The organism is Bacteroidales bacterium, assembly GCA_022647615.1.
Taxonomy (GTDB): Bacteria; Bacteroidota; Bacteroidia; order Bacteroidales; family UBA932; genus Egerieousia.
The window spans coordinates 2,129,350-2,148,029 of the sequence record JALCKZ010000001.1; the positions used below are offsets into that span (position 1 = coordinate 2,129,350).

At 41.1% G+C, this 18,680-nt stretch carries 10 protein-coding genes; 1 reads left to right on the forward strand and 9 read right to left on the reverse strand.

Going from position 1 to position 18,680, the window contains the following annotated elements; all coding sequences use genetic code 11:
* Nucleotides 1-56: 56 nt before the first annotated feature.
* The 5 genes from LKM37_09195 to LKM37_09215 all read right to left on the reverse strand — a co-directional run bounded on the left by LKM37_09195 (nt 57) and on the right by LKM37_09215 (nt 7,055).
* Entirely contained in the window at nt 57-2,453 is a 2,397-nt protein-coding gene (locus LKM37_09195) for a DUF4906 domain-containing protein (GenBank protein MCI1721158.1), read from the reverse strand.
* 10 nt (nt 2,454-2,463) lie between these two features.
* Complete coding sequence (locus LKM37_09200; protein MCI1721159.1) at nt 2,464-3,291, reverse strand: FimB/Mfa2 family fimbrial subunit; 828 nt, start codon at nt 3,289-3,291, stop codon at nt 2,464-2,466.
* Nucleotides 3,292-3,388: 97 nt separating this feature from the next.
* Complete coding sequence (locus LKM37_09205) at nt 3,389-4,495, reverse strand: fimbrial protein (protein MCI1721160.1); 1,107 nt, start codon at nt 4,493-4,495, stop codon at nt 3,389-3,391.
* A gap of 77 nt (nt 4,496-4,572) precedes the next feature.
* A complete protein-coding gene (locus LKM37_09210) occupies nt 4,573-6,414 on the reverse strand; it encodes a hypothetical protein (GenBank protein ID MCI1721161.1) in 1,842 nt (613 codons plus the stop codon).
* Nucleotides 6,415-6,440: 26 nt separating this feature from the next.
* Nucleotides 6,441-7,055 carry a DUF3575 domain-containing protein gene (locus LKM37_09215; protein ID MCI1721162.1) on the reverse strand — a complete coding sequence of 205 codons (615 nt, stop codon included), beginning with the start codon at nt 7,053-7,055 and terminating at the stop codon, nt 6,441-6,443.
* Between the two features lie 221 nt (nt 7,056-7,276).
* On the opposite strand from LKM37_09215, the gene LKM37_09220 reads away from it, so the two are divergent.
* On the forward strand, nt 7,277-8,215 hold the full coding sequence (locus LKM37_09220; GenBank protein MCI1721163.1) for a cation diffusion facilitator family transporter: 939 nt from the start codon (nt 7,277-7,279) through the stop codon (nt 8,213-8,215).
* A 16-nt stretch (nt 8,216-8,231) separates the two neighbouring features.
* Here LKM37_09220 and LKM37_09225 read toward each other — a convergent pair whose 3' ends face one another.
* Genes LKM37_09225 through LKM37_09240 form a run of 4 tightly spaced genes read right to left on the reverse strand, consistent with a single transcriptional unit; the run spans nt 8,232 to nt 18,674 of the window.
* The gene (locus tag LKM37_09225) at nt 8,232-11,804 is read right to left on the reverse strand and encodes a UvrD-helicase domain-containing protein (protein ID MCI1721164.1); all 3,573 of its coding nucleotides are present in this window, start codon (nt 11,802-11,804) and stop codon (nt 8,232-8,234) included.
* Nucleotides 11,805-11,809: 5 nt separating this feature from the next.
* A complete protein-coding gene (locus LKM37_09230; GenBank protein MCI1721165.1) occupies nt 11,810-15,070 on the reverse strand; it encodes a PD-(D/E)XK nuclease family protein in 3,261 nt (1,086 codons plus the stop codon).
* 56 nt (nt 15,071-15,126) lie between these two features.
* On the reverse strand, nt 15,127-17,370 hold the full coding sequence (locus LKM37_09235) for a cation:proton antiporter (protein MCI1721166.1): 2,244 nt from the start codon (nt 17,368-17,370) through the stop codon (nt 15,127-15,129).
* Nucleotides 17,367-18,674: a glucose-6-phosphate isomerase gene (locus LKM37_09240; protein ID MCI1721167.1), complete on the reverse strand. Its 1,308-nt coding sequence runs from the start codon at nt 18,672-18,674 to the stop codon at nt 17,367-17,369. The genes LKM37_09235 and LKM37_09240 overlap by 4 nt, the downstream gene beginning before the upstream one ends.
* Between the last annotated feature and the right edge of the window lie 6 nt (nt 18,675-18,680).

Below are 18,680 nucleotides of genomic sequence, written 5' to 3' on the forward strand. Positions count from 1 at the left end.
GGAGGAGCTATCGTGATTACTATAAAATAAGAGCCGGCAAATCACCGGCTCTATTTTTAATGTATCCAAGAAGAATCGCTGACATAGTACCGGTATTTGTAACCATTCACATAATTGACTGAATCAAAAGGATTGTTAAACTCCAGTACCGTATATTCAACTAAATATGAAGGATCTCCTACCGCCCCCTCAACATGAGTACGTGTAAATTCATCAAAATGTGATGAATAAGTAAACCCATCCCCAAGCGTTTTAGCATACCCTCCTTCTCTTAAAGACTTAACTCCCGTATAACCTTGAATTGTAAAATAAGGATATCCATCCTCCTCACCATCTTGCGTATACTCCGTTATGCCCAAAACATTTATCTCCTCCCAAACTGTACAATTCACAGTTTTCCTATACAGAACTCCATCATTTCCACGGGTCTCAGCATAAATAACATACACGCCATTCGCAGTAGTAGACTCATCCGTATAAACCTTGCCTGAGGAGTTAATTCTCAGATAATCAGATTGGCTTGTAGTCCATGATATGCTTGCGCCTGGGTGAGCGGTATAAGACAAATAATGCTCTCTGGAAATATTAGAGTAAGTTTTGCCAGTTGCCGCCGTGACAAAAGCATTTGCCAGCAAATTTATATCGCCGTCATTAATCGTAATAGCCGGCATCACTTTAACGCTGGTGGTAAACACTTTAGAAGGATAATCAACAAAACTCACTTTAATGGAATGAGCAGGATATGACAAATTTGACGCCTTAAGTCCCCTCACAACATTAGAAGAATTTCCATTGATAAAGGAGAAATAAGATTCATCATTAGCTTTGCTTACGTATTCCCATTTAAGCTTAAGACTACTTGCGTGAGAAGGTGTTATTGTATATTCTATTGGCGAATCAAAACCTTCAAAAATAGAGACCGGCGCCGTTTTGGTAAAATTAACCTTGAGGGCCTCAACATTTATAACATAGGAAGAGGAAGAACTGCCCAAAGTTGCAGTAAGCGTAGCACTCCCGGGCTTAAGCGCGGTTACGTTCAACACACTGGAATTTACATAGTTAACTTTAACAACAGAAGCATCGCTGCACTTCACCTCAGGCTCGCTGTCAGCAGGAGAAATCTTGGCCCACTTAATCTCTGCGCTCTCGCCATCAAACATAGTGCGGGGACCGGCAGGAAATGACACTTCACCCGCCCCCACTGTTACAATACAAACTCCTGTAATATTGCCGCCATCACAACTAGTTGCAGAAATACTACAATATCCAAAACCAGCAGAAGTCACATTGCCGCTTTGGTCAACTGTCGCGATAGATACATCTGAAGATTTCCAAAGCAGAGTTTTGTCTGCGGCCGTAGGTGGAACAATCAAAGAACCCACATGGCGTACATTTCCCAAACCTGCAATTCCAATGCGCGATGGCAACACAACGTCAGTAACCAAATCAGTAATTGACTCTATATCAACCCTCCACGTATTTTCATTTAAAGATCCGTCACCTGCAAAAAAAACAGTTATTGTGTGTTGGGAATTTCTTTCTACATCAAAATTTCCTACCATATCTTTTCCAAGATAGAATCTATACAACAACGTACCCTTCTTTAAGAGAGACATATATGACGCATTAAGTTCTATGTAGCTGCAAATTTTGGAATACAAATTATTATCCGGCCAAACCTTCTTTGTCTGGTCAGTATTTGCAGGCATCAGCGTACCCTGCATATTTTCAAACATATAGAAGGTAACGCCGGATGTAAAAAAATTATTCAGGTCAGAGCCTGATATAATATCCCCATCCATAACACTCACTGCATCAGCAACTTTATTGATTTTAAAAAGTCGAACCGACTTTGGAATATTTTTTATTGCAGCGCTGTTTATAGTAATCTGAACCCCATTGTTCAAAGATGATTTATCTCCGCGCAGCGTAATTTTTGCAACACACCTTGTAAGAGTAATTGGAACGGAAGCTCCGTCAGATAAGGCTATTAACCCTGTCTTGCCGGACATTACAACGCCTCCTGAAGCATCAGCAAGTGCAGAGGCTGCGGAAACTCCCCAGGAATAATTTTCAATTGCTGCGGTATCTTTAAGTATAATTTGCTTTCCGGCATTTGCTATCGCATACAAATAGTATTTTTCTCCTTTCTGTATAGGAACATTCATGCTAAAAGTGCCGCTTAAATACTGGCATTTTACAACAATTCCACTCTCCGCGCAAACATAAATATTAACATTTGATACTTGTATTGGACTAACTGTCAACAATTTAGTCCAAGCCTTTTGAGGAAGGAAAAATGAAATATTAATATTTGCTTTCCCTTCATTTTCCTTAAGAGCGCCAGGCACAGTATCTTTTGTACAACCCGTAATGGCGGACACAACCAAAACAATAGCAATTGTGACCGCCAAAAGGATTGCAATTGAGATATTAAAAAAACTGTTTTTCATAGTATATATTTTAAAATTCTACCGTCACCGGTGCCGTGATATTCCAACCTTCAACATTTACATTAACTGTCATCACCCCCACATCTATCAGCAAATCAATATCTTTAAGATTTGCAGCATTCATGTCATAATTGAGCGCCTTTAAATATTTACCCAATTCAAATGTGCCGGCCTCCTTTTTATTTATCTCTTTTTCTCCCGACAGGATATATATGTTCATATAGATTCCGTCAGCCGATTTTTGCCTCAGCATTCTTAATGATGTGCCGTCATAGGATGCATCTGTTTTAGAAGGGATTGGGAAAGAACGACTATCGCCCAAAGGGACCTTTGCAGGAGAGCCTGACAACGTACTAACATTTGTAAGAGAAACCTTATCTATACAGGCACCTCCAACAAAAAAACCTCCGGAATTACACACAAGTTCCGCTTCCGCCCAAGCCCCATTTTCCAATCCTTCAAATTTTATATTTATAGTCGCAAATTCCTTATTTGGAGAGACATATAGCCTATGCTCCTCGCCATTCGCAGCTCCTTCATACTTAAAAAAGAAAAGGGAATCGGCGCATAAGGCGCCTGCCTTTTCTATGGTGGTGGAAGTTGAAAAATGTTCAGAGCAGATTGTAGCTTTTCCAATATTGCACCATGCATAGCAAAATATTTCCCCTTTCTTAATATTTGAAACATAAGGAATTCCAAAAGATTTTCTATCTGCCGTATCTTTAAGCAACAATTTGCCTCCGGCATCAAATACCCACACCTGAACGCTTTTTACATTGCCGCTTATCTTGCTATAATCTATCGTGAGCACGCACGGACACTCCTCCCTGCTCTCCATAATTGTATTGCAGCTCTGCGCCGCCGCGCAAAAAGTCACGGCGGACAGAACCTCAACAATATGATAAAAGCAATGCAAAGACCTCATTTTATGTTTGTTAAAAATTAACGGAACTATCCGGAACGGTTGCCCAGCTTGCAACAGTAATTGACGCAGTTATTGTTCCTCTTGTAATAGGGACATCAGGGGAAGTTGAACCCGGACCGTTTACCACCACGCTTATAGAGTATGAAGTATTCCTTTTCACTCCAACATGATTATTAGCACTTACCCAACCATATCCGCTTCTGTTTATGTCAACAGGATAATAATAGACCTTACCGCCAAGAGTTGCCTGAATAACAAGCCTTGTAAATCTTGCTGTTACGGTCTCGGCAGCTAACACGTTCTCATAACAATAAAAATAATGTGGAGTCGTAACGGCTGTTTCTCCAATAGTTCCGGCAACCTCATCATACAACATTCCGCTCATAGCGCATCCGCTGCAATCTGCTGAAGAATACTGCTTTGCATTTAAAATTACAGGAGCCGTCGGGTCCTCGCCGGTTGCGAATATTTTGCTGCCGCTTACATTTGTAAGGAAAATTTTCACTGCGGACAGGGTGCTTCCCGCATAAGGAGTTCCGGCAAAATTTGTTTTAATGCTTTTAAGTATTACCCTCCCGACAAGTCTGGCAACAGGGATACTTACAGATGTAGCCGCGGTAAGCGTAGCTGTTGCAGAGCCGGTCATTGTAAATGTTGTAAGATTCTCTGTTTTAAGTGATGACACAACCGCCTTAAATTTTGCATAGGTATCTATGCCGGTCCAGTCAGCTTTATGAGAATTAGCTATAGCAATAATATTTTTAGGTCCGGTCTTTGCGGACATCTGCAAGCCCGTTAGAGTTGTTAATTCTGAACTTGAAAATTTTTTATAAGCTTCCAGTACGCCGTCATCTGATGCAGCGCTATCATTCTTAAACACAAATAATTCCAGCGTTTGAATTTTATTATCATCGCTTTGTGAATCATAACCCGTTCCGGTTGCTTTAGTTCCACCGCCAACACCGCCGCTGGCTATTCCCGCCGGAGAGCCTGAAGAAGGCAAAATGGCTACAGTTAATGCGCACTCTCCCTCATTGCCCGCTCCTAACTCACCGTCACTCTTGCTACATCCCGCCATAACCGCAAGGACCATAACAGCAATCAAAATCTTTTTCATAGTTAAATTAATTTTAAAACATAATTATTAATAATTGATTATAAGATATTTATACTAACATTCAAATGATTTTCATCCTACTCTAAAAGTCTATACTTGGAAATCAAAGATGATATTTCAGGATCAAGGTTCCCCCTATATTTCATCTGAGGCTCCATTTGAACAGAACTCAAAAAATATTTCACAGCCTCCTTCTCATCTCCCAGCCGTCCATATAATACCGCCATCATGTAATTTCTCTGCGCCGACACCTTAAGATTTTCCAAAATATCCAATGCGGAGTGATTGTAATTCAAGCACATATATGCAACGGCAGTATTTAGCGTCCGATAAGGCCTTAGTATGTTTATCGCAGTTTTATAATCTCTTTCTTCAAGCGCTTCAACACCTTTCATATAAACTGAATCAACAACAAGGGTATGCACGGTATCTTTTATCATGCCCCTGCGATGCAGGCAAAAACTAAAATTAATTCTCCTTAAAAGAGGATAAACATGAGCCCTTAAGTAACTGTAATCCTTAGTTTTAGATAATGCACGCTCTCTGATGTCCGGGTTTGAGATTTCAAAACATTTTAAAACATCAGGCTTATCAATTAAAAAACTATCAGCCCTAATTATTACCTCCAACCTCTTCCAATCCTCAGGAATTGAGTGAGAACACATTACAGGATTTTCATGCAACTTACCGTCGTTTAAGTAGTTATAAAAATATTTCTTAATTGACGCCGCCCTCTTTCCGGCAAGAATTGCATTTTGCATGAAGCTTCCCTCCGGTGAACATGAGGCGGTAACTACTATTGAGTCAATAACATAATCATTGTTTGCAACTAACGTATCAAAGTTCCCTTTTATCCTTTTTATCTCCTCTTCATTATTAAACAGAGTATCCTCTATATTCCATTTTCCAGCTCTAAAGTCTATGAATGCCAATGTGTTAACATTCACTCTTCTTTCAACTACCTTGCTCAGATAAAAAGGATTTCTATCTGCAAACTGGACAATTGAGCTTACATAAAAAGTAAGAGAATCACATGACGGCATCTTGTACAGCTCCTTCCCGTCAGCATAGACGCCCCCATCAAAAGAAAGTTTCACCTTTCTCATATCTTTCTGAGCTCTAAGCGTTTGTATATACCGGTACAGAATATCTCCGTTCACACCCATGATAATAGTATCCAGCCTTATACCCTCTTTTTCAATTGGATCCTTGACATACTTCTTGTACATCTCTCCAAGTCTGGACTTTCTTCTGTTGTTTAAGTTTACCAGCCAATATTTGGTATAATACTCAACAGCTTCATCTTCAGTGACATCACAATTGTTTTTCCCGTTAAAATTCCTCTCCGCAAATCTGCGCAGCAATGCCTCTCTTGTAAATGCGCTTACATAATCAGAACTATCGGGAATAATAGAATTATAAAATCTCTTGTACTTTTCATAACCTTTAAGTTGTTCATCGCGATAGTTTTTCCCCGTTATATAAATCTTGTCAAGTCTCAGAGAATCAGAGTTCCAGAATAATTTTGGGAAAAACCTCACCTGCCAAAACGGGTCTTGCATTGCCTCCGGAACTGTAATCTGGAAGGCAATGCTCACCATCCCGTTTCTCTCCGCCACATTGCGGAATCTAGCTTGAACAACTATAGGTTTAAGGTTATCAGCAGCAATCATATCTCCTGTAGAATCTTCTTTTACTGCGTTCATAATCAGAGGTTCCCCGCTATCCATAGAAGCTTCTATTACCAAGCTGTCGGGATTAATAACATTAATGTGCTGCCCGCCATTATCAATTGCAACATTAGCCGCTGCGCCTGACTTCTCCAGCCTTCCAATCCTTCTATGAATGCCGCTGCAATCAGCTGCAATCCAGGCAACTAGAATAATAACCAAAATATATGATTGAAACCTTTTATTCATATCTATCCAAGAAAAACAAACGGTTCCTAAAACAGCATCGTTAATTGAATAAGCACATTATTGGGGGCGACAATAATTTTTTTCTTTTTACCCTCAATCTTGCCGCACTTAATGCACGAAAATCGTGTATAATCTGCCACCCCCGCAAATGCACCAAGTCCCATCTCCAAATTCAAGCTCTTGCTTAACATCAAAGCATACCCTCCGCCGATAGTTGCACCGTAAGCATTCCCTTCATAGGACTTTTCATTAAAAACACCACCAAAACTATATTTCATCCAATTAACGTAACCGCTTAAAAACCAGCCGCTATTAATAAACCACGGCCAGTACTTGGCACCTGTTGAAAACTCCAGATGCTTATATTGCCTGCGTTTGCCCCACATATCATAATGGAAAGGATTGTACTCTCCCTGCACATATACGCTCCAATTCTTTGCAACCGGAATACCCGCCTCTAAATTAGCAGTACCCATCTCCAGCCACCCGGCAATATTTGTGGATACGGAATAGTTCTGCGCTTTAATTTTTCCTCCCGACAGAATCATTACCACAACCATAATAACAGCCCATGCCAACGCCACAACGGCTCCATCCTTCTCACTCTCTTTCATAACTTTACACGTATCAATCCTTTCCATCTTTCTATCCGCTACTCTATTTTTCTTCTTTCAATTTTCCTGTTTGTTTCCGGCACAAAAATATGTCGGCATAAAAACAAAGCAAGTCAATTGATCAAAACTTGCGAATTGTTTATTTTGCATAAGTACAATTGATAATTTTGCATAACTTTGAGTGTGTAAATGATATAGGTTGCTATAGAGTTTAAAGCAATTAATGAGTTTTTTTATTGCACTGGCTTATGACAAACAGCAAAAACATTTTGAACATAGAGGCTGAAAAGCTTAGAATAGAGAGAAATACAGAGGCAAGCAAAGTGACATGGCTTGGGTTCTGGGTGAACATGGTGCTTTCCATCGGAAAGATTTTGGCCGGTGTTTTTGGCCGAAGCGGCGCCATGATTGCAGACGGTATCCACTCATTATCAGACTTTATCACAGATGTAATAGTTCTGGTGTTCATGAAACTATCCTCCAAGGATACTGACCAGACCCACGACTACGGACATGGTAAATTTGAAACTTTTGCAACATTTATCATAAGCGTCGCACTTTTTGCCGTCGCAATTATGTTGATGATTGCGGGCGCAAAGAAAATTATCACATCATTACAAGGCACTGAAATTTCCAAGCCGGGATACGCAGCCCTAATAGCCGCGGCAGTTTCCATAGTTTCCAAAGAGTGGCTGTTCCGCAAGACAAGAGCTGTTGGAGAAAAGATTAACAGCCAAGCAGTTATAGCAAACGGATGGCATCACAGGTCAGACGCTTTTTCATCTATCGGGACCTTAATAGGAATTTCCGGCGCAATGTTTTTAGGAGTTCAGTGGAGAATTTTGGATCCCATAGCTTCCATCATAGTCAGCATCTTTATTATTGGAGTTGCGGTAAAGCTGCTGCGCCCTGCAGTTGAAGAACTTACAGACGCTTCACTTTCAGATTCCGTAGAGAATGAAATTGCGGATGTCATTAAGTCAGTGGAAGGCGTTGAGGGAATGCACAATATGAAGACACGCAAAAGCGGCAACGGCTATATCATAGATGTTCACATCAAAGTGGACCCAAATATGACCGTAATTAAAGCTCACGATGAAATTGCCTCAAAGATAGAGGATTTACTGCGTCAGAAGTTTGGTCCGCAGACTCAAACCAGCATCCACGTAGAACCAAAACGGAGTTAGCGCCAATTCCAAATTATTATTTTACTTCGGCTACTTTTCCTGCTGTAACATACCAAAGGTAACCCTTTGGCGCATAGCCCATTCTGGAGAGAAGATTCATATAGTTGCGGACCTGATTTTGGTAGCCGGCATGGCTGCGGGATTCAGGGTCATATTCTCCAAATTTATAATCAACAACTACCGCATCTGCAATGTTGCCGTTTAAACTTCCGGCTGCTCCTCCGCCATTCCTCTTTATCAGCACTCGGTCAGGACGGTAAACGCTGCCTCCAATCAAAATACTGGTCTCATTAAGCGGCTGATAATCATTGCTGAACCAGCCATAAGAATCAACAGAATTTATTTGCGATTTAATCAAATTGACTATTTTTTCTTTGCTGTCTGCAATCACAGAGGCCGTTCCCTCGGCGGTAATTTTATCAACAGCCGCCTCTATCTGCCTATCTAGTGCAGAAGTTGCGTCAGAGCCTGCTCGCTTAAAGTCGCTGCGCTCCATGCGCTCGCCAGGCTTGACTGCAACTTCCGTTCTTGCATACGCTGTTTCTGCGGCAGCCCCGATAAAAGAATACAGCCGGTGAAGTACAATACCGCGGTGACGCATATCATCTCCCTCTCCGTAAAGCTCATTTTTCAGTTCTCCTTTAACACTCTCATTTATAGTAAATTCAGAGATGTCCAAATTTTCACCTGCAATATAAGAGTCATCAGAGGTTCCCTCTTTCTCTTGTTGTGCCGGCTCCTCTGCATCTCCAAAAGTGTATGTTACGCAATGGCAAGGTTTCAACCTTTTGTCTGCCGCACCAGAAGAACTTTCAGCTCCATAAGTTGCGCCGGAGTGCGGCGCAGATGTTTGTGCATCAGTTGCGCCGGAGTGCGCTCGCTTAAAGTCGCTGCGCTCCATGCGCTCGCTGCACTCGGCTGCAACTGATGCAGTAATACCCGGGGCGGACTGGCAAAAGAACTCAAGCATACCGGAAACCTTTGACACGCTGTTCCCTTTATTTGAACTCTCTTTGTTGTTTGCGTATATGTAAAGTTTCTCCTTTGCTCTTGTAAATGAGACGTATGCAAGATTTACAGTATCTATCGCCGAGTCAACACATTCCCTCTCAAAATCTCTGCGGAAAACAGTGGAATATAAATCGTGGTCAAAATTCAGCAGCAGCGGCCCGGCATAGCCAATATTCTTATCATCTGTAGCACACCAAATTCTGGATGAATGCCCAAAAGCACCCGCTCTGTTGTAAGATATAAGATTTTCCCTAAGGAAAGGAATAAACACTACCTTGAATGCCAAGCCTTTAGCCTTATGCATTGTCATAATGCGAACGGCATTTTTATCAGGCGGTTCAGGAATAGATAGCGAGCTTCCGTTCTCATCCCACCACTTTATAAATGCTCCAAGATTTGCCCCCTGGTTAACTGAATAATCTAGCACAGTATCCATAAAGGCCTGGATGAATGAGACATCTTTAAGCAAATCGGCGGTAAAACATCCCAAAATTTCCTGACAAATCTCGTAAAGGGATAAATCCTTCATCGCGGGATTTTCTTCAATTTTAGCGTTGAATTTTTCATAAATACCGGGGGTATCTCCAAACAGCGTCTGGTCTGCCTCAAGATTCTTGTCAGAGGCATCATTAACTTTTCTCAGCACATTAATTAGGACTTTCACCGCCCTGCTGTTACAAACAAAAAGCGAATCCCCGGATATCACATTAACTTCATTTTTCAGAAGAAAACTTGCAGTCTGTGCACCCCGCACATTTGAAGTCACGAGCACTGCAATATCCTTATTTTCATAACGATATGCTCCATTCTTATCCGTCAGCATTTTAATCTTTTCTAGCATATCCGGCAGCACAAAATCATCAAATTTCATAGCTGCATTTCTGGACGGAGCAACAAAATCAATTACCTCAACCAATCCCTTTTTCTTATTCCCGACAGCTGTATCTCCCTTTGGAGCAGGCATTACCTGTTTAGAATCTGAATAGATATCCAAAAGCCTATCTGCGGTTTTTAAAGAGATTGCGTCATCTCCGCAATTTATCTGACCCACAATATATTCCCTCGCCGCCATAAGCGGAGTAACAGCCTGCGCATCACCTGTTTGAGGAGCATCCCCTCTGGCTTTAAAAAATGCATTATTAAACTCTACAATCTGCTCAAGACTTCTGTAGTTCTCGCTCAGCGAGGTGCTGCTGTCAATTTTACCATCAAACTCATTTCCAAGATTAGACTTCAAAATATTCCAATCTCCGCCCCTCCATCTGTAGATACTTTGTTTAACATCTCCAACAATCAGATTCTCACACCCTTCAGAAGAGCTATTCATCAGCAGCGGCTTGAAGTTTTCCCATTGGCGCCCGGAAGTATCCTGGAATTCATCCAGCAAAAAGTTATCAATTTTTGTCCCAATTTTTTCATATACAAAAGGGGTATCGCTTCCGTCAATTAAATCATGCAGCAAGTCAGGAGCCTCGCTCAAAAGAGCAATTTGTTCCTTCTGGCAATAAGCCTCAACTTCTCTTTTAATGTACTTGAACAGAGAGATAATATCAATGTTTGCAAGAATATGTTTTGCCGTAGAATAGTAAGAATATCCCGCGGCGAATCTTTCCTGCAGCTTTAACAAACAATCGCTCAGATTATTGCATAGCGCGCCCAGCTTTTCTCCCCCATAAAGTTCTTTAAGGGCGGATAGATGATCTGGGGAAATTTTATTGTTTGGCCACTTATCAAAGTTTACAGCAAACTCGCTTAAATCTGCGGACATCTCTCCCGTTACCTCTCTGCTTCCTGCCGAAATTAAAGAATAACCTCCGGCAAAAAACTTATATAATGGAGAACGGCTCTTTCCCGCAAAATCATCTGAAGATATTGAATACTTGGCAATTGCATTAGACATTATCTCCCTTCCGTCATTAAAAATCTTCTCCACATCACCCACAAATTTCTCCACAAAATCTTTTCTAAGATGCTCCGCCAATTTTCCAAAATCAACAGAATCATCAGCCTTGAAAGATTTATAACTCTCCTTAAAAATCTCCTGCGCAAGTTGTTTAATAACACCCCTGGCATCCCATGACTTCTCATCATCCACTCTGGATAAAGATATGTGAGATAGCAAATTAAGCAGCTGCGGGTCCTTGTCCAAATTAACATATAAGTTCTCGACAGCAGCGTCAATGGCTCCGTTGTCATCCAGGCTGGTTTCATAAGCTGAGCGCGTTCTCAATTCCAAAGCAAAGGCTTTAAGTATCCCCTGGAAGAAGCTATCTATTGTACTGACTCTAAACATAGTATAGTCATGCACAATTTTTCTTAAAGCATCTTTAGCAATCTCTTTTTCTCTATCCTCTCCGCTCTTTGAAACTTCATACAAGGTCTGCAAAATTCTCCCCTTCATCTCATCTGTAGCCTTGTTAGTAAAAGTTACTGCAAGAATATGCTTGTATGCATCATCACAATTCTTATTTGCAAAAGCATCTATCACAAGTTTCTTGTACTCTCCGGTCAGCTTATATGTTTTTCCGGAACCTGCCGACGCCCTGCAAATCAATATGTTATTTTTATTCTCGCTCATATCTCTTATTCATCTTTAACCTCAGCGCCTCTATTGCAAATGTTTGCAAAATCACAGAACCCGCAAGGGCTCAAGTCTTTGCACATCTTAAATTCATCATTCCCCTCTCCGCCGCTCTTAATATCATTCAGAAGCGTTGCCAATCTCTTTTTGAAAGCAACAATATTGCTCTTTGTAACTCTCAGGGTAACAAGTCCCTGGCTTTTTATTTTACGTACAGGATAAATTGTCACATCAATATTATCGTTAGCATCTCCCGGCTCATTACCATTACCATTACCCTCCCACATCATTGCATAAACAAAAAGCTGCATTAAAATTTTATCTGACGGTTTTCTGCCTCCGCTCATGTCAAAGAGCACATCCAGAACACTTTCAATTTCATCATCATCAATTATGGAAACTCTTTGATCCTCAGAATAATATTTATTTATCAGCGCAGGGTCAAAAAAACCTGTTTTATAATCAGATATCCTTACTACACCATCGGGACCTTTCTCTATTCTATCAAAAAAGGCAATGAAATTTGCCCCAAGATATTTGCCTTTAATCATCCTCTCGGTTCCCATAAATGAAAACTCCCCTATCTGGCATGCGCGCTCAAAATCAGCCGCTAACGTGTTATAAATATACCTCTCCACCAGCTCCCTGATAACCAAGTTTTCTCCCTCTATGACATCCACCTGAAGCGCATCTTTAAAACCGTTCAAAATAAAATCATAAAGTTTGGAAGAGCCTGGACCTGAGAAACTTCCATCCGTTTTACCGGAGGGAAACAACTCTTTCATCAATCTCTCAACAAATTTCCCGGTTATTGTCTTTGTGGCGAATTCTTCTGTATACTTATTGTAAATCAGCTGCATACACTTGTGGTATATTGAGCCGAACACACTCCCGTCAACGCTATCCGTTAATTCCGCCTCAACTTCCACCCCCATAATCTTTGAAAAATAAAAGTGCAAAGGACAGTCTATGTAGCTGTTAAGCAAAGAAGCGGAGAAATACTCGCTCTCCTCCGCATCAGGCGATGCATCAAAATACCCATTCACAATGTTTCTTGTGTCCTCCTCCCTCTTTACAACTTTCTTGTACTTAGCCGTAAAGTTCTCAGGCATAGGCAAATTAACATTATGATAAACCGGCTTAACCCCAAAATCGTACCGCAGCTGCTTAATGAAACGGCTCTCCTCCCCCACCTTCATTCCCTCTGTATCAGTACTATACACAAAGCTGACATGCTTTGCACGCTGTATCATTCTGTAGAAATTATAGGCAGAAATGCTGTCCTGAGTTTCATAAGTAGGCAATCCAAAACTCTTCCTCAAAAAATATGGAATACAAGATTTTTGCTCTCCCGTTTTTGGAAACATTCCCTCGTTAAAAGAGAGGTAAATTATATTATCAAAATCCAGCGCACGCGTTTCCAGAGCACCCATAATCTGCAGTCCCATAAGAGGTTCCCCCTTAAAGGTAACTGTCAGGTTCCCGACAGTTTTTCTTATTATGCTGTATGCGGAGCGCGGCAGCAAAATGCTCAAATTGTTCCCTTTAAGAGAATTCAAAACGTCAGAATATTGGAAAATGTAACCTTTCTCCGCAGCAGATACGTAATTGCTCACATACTCAAGCACTCTGTTCTGATACTCAACAATGGAAGAGATTAAATTTGCGCCGTCAATATTAGGAACCAGCAATTTTAAGAACTGCTTAAACTCTGCGGAAAGATTAAGGCTTCTCTTTCTCCCTTTAGAATCGGGAAGATTCTCAAACCCATCTTCAAACTCCTCCGCACCAATGAAAAACTTGTTAGAGTCAATAATATGTTTCCTTAATTTTTCAGCATCATTTTTATTTATGCTTTTCACATAAGAATGGGTAAGCACGTCCAGCAACACATTGCCGTAAAGCAATGATTTGCCGTTTTTTACGCGCATGGACACATGAATAGCAGAAAGCAGGTTTGCCAGGGAAGCAACACCTGTTGCAGAAAGCGGATAGCCCATGGTTATGTTAACACAAGGTCTCCCTTTAACATCTCTGAAACCTGCAGGAACTGCAGAGAGCATCGGCAACAAAAGGTTCTCATCTGCAATAACTACAGCCGTTTTAAGCGCCTCGCCGCGCAAGTCAAATCCGGGGGCTGAATAATCATAGCCTCCGCAAATTTTCTTAAGGATTTCAGAAGCCGCCAGCGTTTGCCCCATATTTCCTGAGACAGGATAAACATCAAAGGTGCAATCATTTACGCCATTCTTTGCAGCAGCACTTTTATCTTTTGCAACTTTAGCCGCATCCTCAATTTCCGGGAAAGACGGAAACTCCTCAACGCAACTCTCTATTAATCTGGAAGATTTATTCTGGGGCGCCTTAATCATATCAGAATAATAATCCCAATAAAAATACCCGGCAGGAGTGCCATCCAAATTTTTCTTATTGCGGAAATAGCGCATTAGAGTTTTCTCACAATTATTTGGCGCAGAGAAACCTACAAAGACGGCAGAACCAAGCGCATCAAGCTTGCTTATAATAACATCCTCTTCATCAGTCGCAGATGCGCCAAGCTTAAGCGCAGAAGATTTCACAGCCTCGGCCACAGCCCTGTATTGCATTGCGCTATAGGCAATTCCTTTCTTTTTTAATGTATCGCGATAGTTCACATAAAGCGGATACAAAATTTCCCAGGTATCCAGAAATCTCTTTTTATATAACTCTTTCTTTTCAACTCCGCCAAGCCGCTTAACTGCATTAATCTGATTATCAGACATCCAAGAAAAATCAGAGTTAATTTCATTTACATCTTTCAGATTGATAAACAATTGTTTTGCATCCACCATATACTGGTCGACATCGGAAAAATCTGACAGAATTAAATCTCCCCAAAAAATAAAATCATCCAGCGGCTCCTCTTTGAAATCAGCCTCTGGAACTCCGGCCGCAATTGCATGCTCCTTCTGAACGGCAGAATAGCACTTCCAAAGCTCAACAATAAGTGTTAGATAATCAGCAGTTTGCGCACCGCTTAAATCAGAGAACAAATCACTTATTGTAGACATTCCGGGAGAAAAGACGGGCATAGGAAAACCGTCGGGAGTCTTATGAACTTTGTCGTATTCCTCCCCCAAATACTTGCGGAAAAAAGCCATTGAGCGCTTATTAGGAAATATGAAAGTAAAGCGGCTAAGATAATTGGCATCTTCGCCCTTAATTCCTAATAATGAGGGATTTGAGAATATACTTGCTACCTGTCTTAAAAATTGTCTCTCCATGTTAAATATATATACGGCAATCCGCCTTAAATCTTACAAGCAAAAGTAAATCTTAACTACGCCAAATTGAAGCAGGCCTCAACGTTTTTCTTGCTTCCCACAACCCAAACAGTATCACCCTCTTCCAGCATAATAGAAGATGTCGGACGCAAAAAATCATTGCCCTCTTTTTTCTCAACTCCAACAATAAGTACCTTAAACTTCTCTCTTACGGATGTTATATTTGCCTGCTGCCCAACCATTTGAGATTTTTCTCCAAGAGTAAATTGGAAAAGTTTCATCTCAATTCTATCTGGATTATCCTCATTTTGAACAATAGAGGGCTCATTATCTGAAAGCGTAGAGAAAGATTTTATCTGCTCATCAGAACCAAGCAAAATCACAGAATCCTCCGGATAAAGGACTTGCTCTTTTGCAGGCAAATCTATAGTAACCGCGCCTCTAATAATTTGAATAACAAGCGCTCCCGTATCCTTCTCTCTATGTATCTCTCCAATGCTGCGGCCGGCCGCAAAAGAATTTGGCTCCACCTTGCATTTATCTATATGCATCTCTTCAGCCATATCTTTAGGAATTGCAAATGAGCGGCCTCCCTCGCTTTGAAGGTTTGTCAAAAATCTATTTTCAATCTTGGAATAATAGCCCTTTATCTTCTTGGAAACTTCTACGTAAATAATTACTATAGCGCAAATTACAATGATTGCTCCGGTGCTTCTGGTAATATAGATGGAAGCGGGGACGGAGACCGCAATAATTGCAATTATATATTTGAACACTCTCATAAAAAGCAACGGTCCGCGCGCAAACTTTTTATCCTCCCAAATTTTATCAAATGCCCCCTCGTTATCTTTCCTTCTAAGCAGTCCCCAAAGGAACGGAGTCATGGCGCCAACTGTAATTGCAAACATCAGAAGCGACGTCCATCTTGTTACACCTATATAGCTGGCAATAAATGGATTGGCGAATCTTGTAAAAAACACAAAAACAAAGAACAGCCACGCAGAATAAAGTATCACTCTCAATGAATAAGAGCGAATCAGCTTCCTCCATTCCGTCTCTCTGTTCAAAGTTTGCTTGCCCGTACCCAATCTCTCAATTACAGTCCGCCACTGAGGTTTTGCATGAGCATAAATAAAGTTATAAGCAGGCTCCCCAAGTTTTATCCAATACGGTGTAACAAAGGTAGTTAGAATGGATACAGTCACAATTACGGGATACAGATAAGGCGGCGTAACATCCAGGCTCCTTCCCATTGTTGCAATAATATATGAGAACTCACCTATCTGACATAGACACATTCCGCTTGTAAGCGCAATCTTAAAAGTCTGTCCGCTAAACAGATAACCGATTGTTGCGGAGAGCGGCTTCATTGTAATGACCGTAACTGTAATCAGCAGGATATGAGGCCAATAATGCAACAACACAGAAGGGTCAACAAGCATTCCGACTGAGACAAAAAATATAGCTCCAAAAAAATCTTTTATAGGTTTTGTAAGCTGGATTATCTTATCTCTCTGCATAGTTCCCGACAGTATTGAACCCATAACAAAGGCGCCAAGAGCCTCTGATATATTGGCATTTACGGTAATCACCACCATAAGCAGGCAGAGGCCCAAAGAGACCACAATCAGAGTTTCATCACTCAGCAGTTTCCGCAACTTCCTGTAAACTGTTGGGATAAAGTATATTCCAAAGGTAAACCAAAGAACAAGAAACAATCCTATGAAGAATGCTTTGTTTATAAGTTCGCTTCCGTTAAAAGTTTTGCCCACCACAATTGCGGGCAGCATCACCAAAAGCAGAATGGCAATCAAATCCTCGCATATCAAAGTTCCAAAGACTAGCTGGGAAGATTTTTTACCGGAAAGACCCAAATCTCCGAATGCCTTTATGATAATAGAAGTAGATGATATAGAGAGCATTGCGCCAAGAAACAAAGATGTAACCCATCCCCATCCAAGCACTCTGCCAACAAGAAATCCCATCGCGAACATCATAACCGCCTCAGAGAAGACAGTTATAAAGCCAGGGCCTCCAACCTTTTTTAACTTCTTAAAACTGAACTCAAGTCCCAATCCAAACAGCAAAAATATCATTCCTATTTTTCCCCAGAACTCCACGTTTGAAACTTGTGTTGCCGTGGGAATGAAGGAGATATACGGGCCTGTAAAAATTCCCGCAATGATGTAGCCCAGAACAAGAGGTTGCTTTAAAGCTTTAAATATAATAGTGACGACTCCTGCAACTATCAGAATTAGCGCAAGATCCGCAAGCATCGGGTTTATAGTTCCTCCGGTCATTTCTTCTCATACCCGGGCTTGCCCAGAAGTGTAAACAATTCTTTTTTATAAGCCTCAACGCCGGGCTGGTCAAAGGGATTAACTCCAAGAACATATCCGTCAATTGCACAGGATACCTCAAAGAAATAGAACATCTCTCCAAGAGAAGCCTCATCCAGCGCATCAACTTCAACTACAATATTTGGAACTCCGCCATCCACGTGCGCCTTTCTTGTCCCCTCTGCGGCAGCCATGTTAACCTCCTCTAAAGTTCTTCCTGCCAAATAGTTAAGGTCATCTTTATTCTCGTCAAAGAAAGGAACTTTAAGATTGCTCTTTTGAGAATTTACCAAAACTACCGTCTCAAATAAACTCCGCTCTCCATCCTGAATATATTGTCCCATTGAATGAAGGTCAGTTGTAAAATCTGCAGCGGCAGGGAAAATGCCTTTATGCTGTTTTCCAAGACTCTCTCCGTAAAGCTGCTTAAGCCACTCGGAAAAATAATGAAGCTTAGGATTGAAGTTTGCAAAAATTTCTATTTTCTTGCCGCTTTTATAAAGGGCGTTTCTTATTGCTGCATAACGGATTGCATCATTGTCCGCCGATTTTGCAAGATAATTATTGCGGGCATTTTTTGCTCCTCTTGCAAGCATTGAGATGTCAAAGCCGGCTACTGAAATTGGCAGCAATCCAACAGGAGTAAGAACAGAAAAACGTCCGCCGACACTATCGGGAATATAAAAAGATGAATACTTATCCTTGCGGCTCATCTCCCTCAATGCCCCCTTATTTGCATCCGTAATAGTCACAATACGCTCTCTTACAACACTTTGTTCAAAACGCTCCTCCAGATTTTTCTTCAAAAATCTAAATGCAATTGCAGGTTCTGTTGTTGTTCCTGATTTTGAAATTACAATTACCGCATAAGTTTTGTCTCTCAGATACTCCAGCAAATCAGCAAGATAGTCCTGGCTCAAACCGTTCCCGGCAAAAAGAATTTGGGGATAATTGTTCCTAAGTCCGTTTGATGCAAACGTATGGGACAACGCCTCAATTGCACATTTGGAACCAAGATAAGAGCCTCCAATTCCCACAATCACAACAGCATCCACGGTTCCTCTCCAAGCTTTTGCAATATCGTTGCACTCCTCTATTGTGCTGTCATCAATATCCAGGGGCAGCCCCAGCCATCCCCGCATCTCATTACCCTCCCCGGTACCATCTATCAATGTATCAATGGCTTCCAAAGCCTTCTCTGTTTCCTCTTTCAAGAGTTTTTCTGAGACAAACTTTTCTGCAAACTCGGTATTTAAATGTAGCATATAAGA

What these genes read in the sequence shown, in the direction of transcription:
- LKM37_09225 (MCI1721164.1), bottom strand. Translation starts at nt 11,804, where the DNA reads ATGAGCGAGAATAAAAATAACATATTGATTTGCAGGGCGTCGGCAGGT.
- LKM37_09205 (MCI1721160.1), bottom strand. Translation starts at nt 4,495, where the DNA reads ATGAAAAAGATTTTGATTGCTGTTATGGTCCTTGCGGTTATGGCGGGA.
- LKM37_09240 (MCI1721167.1), bottom strand. Translation starts at nt 18,674, where the DNA reads ATGCTACATTTAAATACCGAGTTTGCAGAAAAGTTTGTCTCAGAAAAA.
- LKM37_09215 (MCI1721162.1), bottom strand. Translation starts at nt 7,055, where the DNA reads ATGGAAAGGATTGATACGTGTAAAGTTATGAAAGAGAGTGAGAAGGAT.
- LKM37_09235 (MCI1721166.1), bottom strand. Translation starts at nt 17,370, where the DNA reads ATGACCGGAGGAACTATAAACCCGATGCTTGCGGATCTTGCGCTAATT.
- LKM37_09210 (MCI1721161.1), bottom strand. Translation starts at nt 6,414, where the DNA reads ATGAATAAAAGGTTTCAATCATATATTTTGGTTATTATTCTAGTTGCC.
- LKM37_09195 (MCI1721158.1), bottom strand. Translation starts at nt 2,453, where the DNA reads ATGAAAAACAGTTTTTTTAATATCTCAATTGCAATCCTTTTGGCGGTC.
- LKM37_09200 (MCI1721159.1), bottom strand. Translation starts at nt 3,291, where the DNA reads ATGGAGAGCAGGGAGGAGTGTCCGTGCGTGCTCACGATAGATTATAGC.
- LKM37_09220 (MCI1721163.1), top strand. Translation starts at nt 7,277, where the DNA reads ATGACAAACAGCAAAAACATTTTGAACATAGAGGCTGAAAAGCTTAGA.
- LKM37_09230 (MCI1721165.1), bottom strand. Translation starts at nt 15,070, where the DNA reads ATGGAGAGACAATTTTTAAGACAGGTAGCAAGTATATTCTCAAATCCC.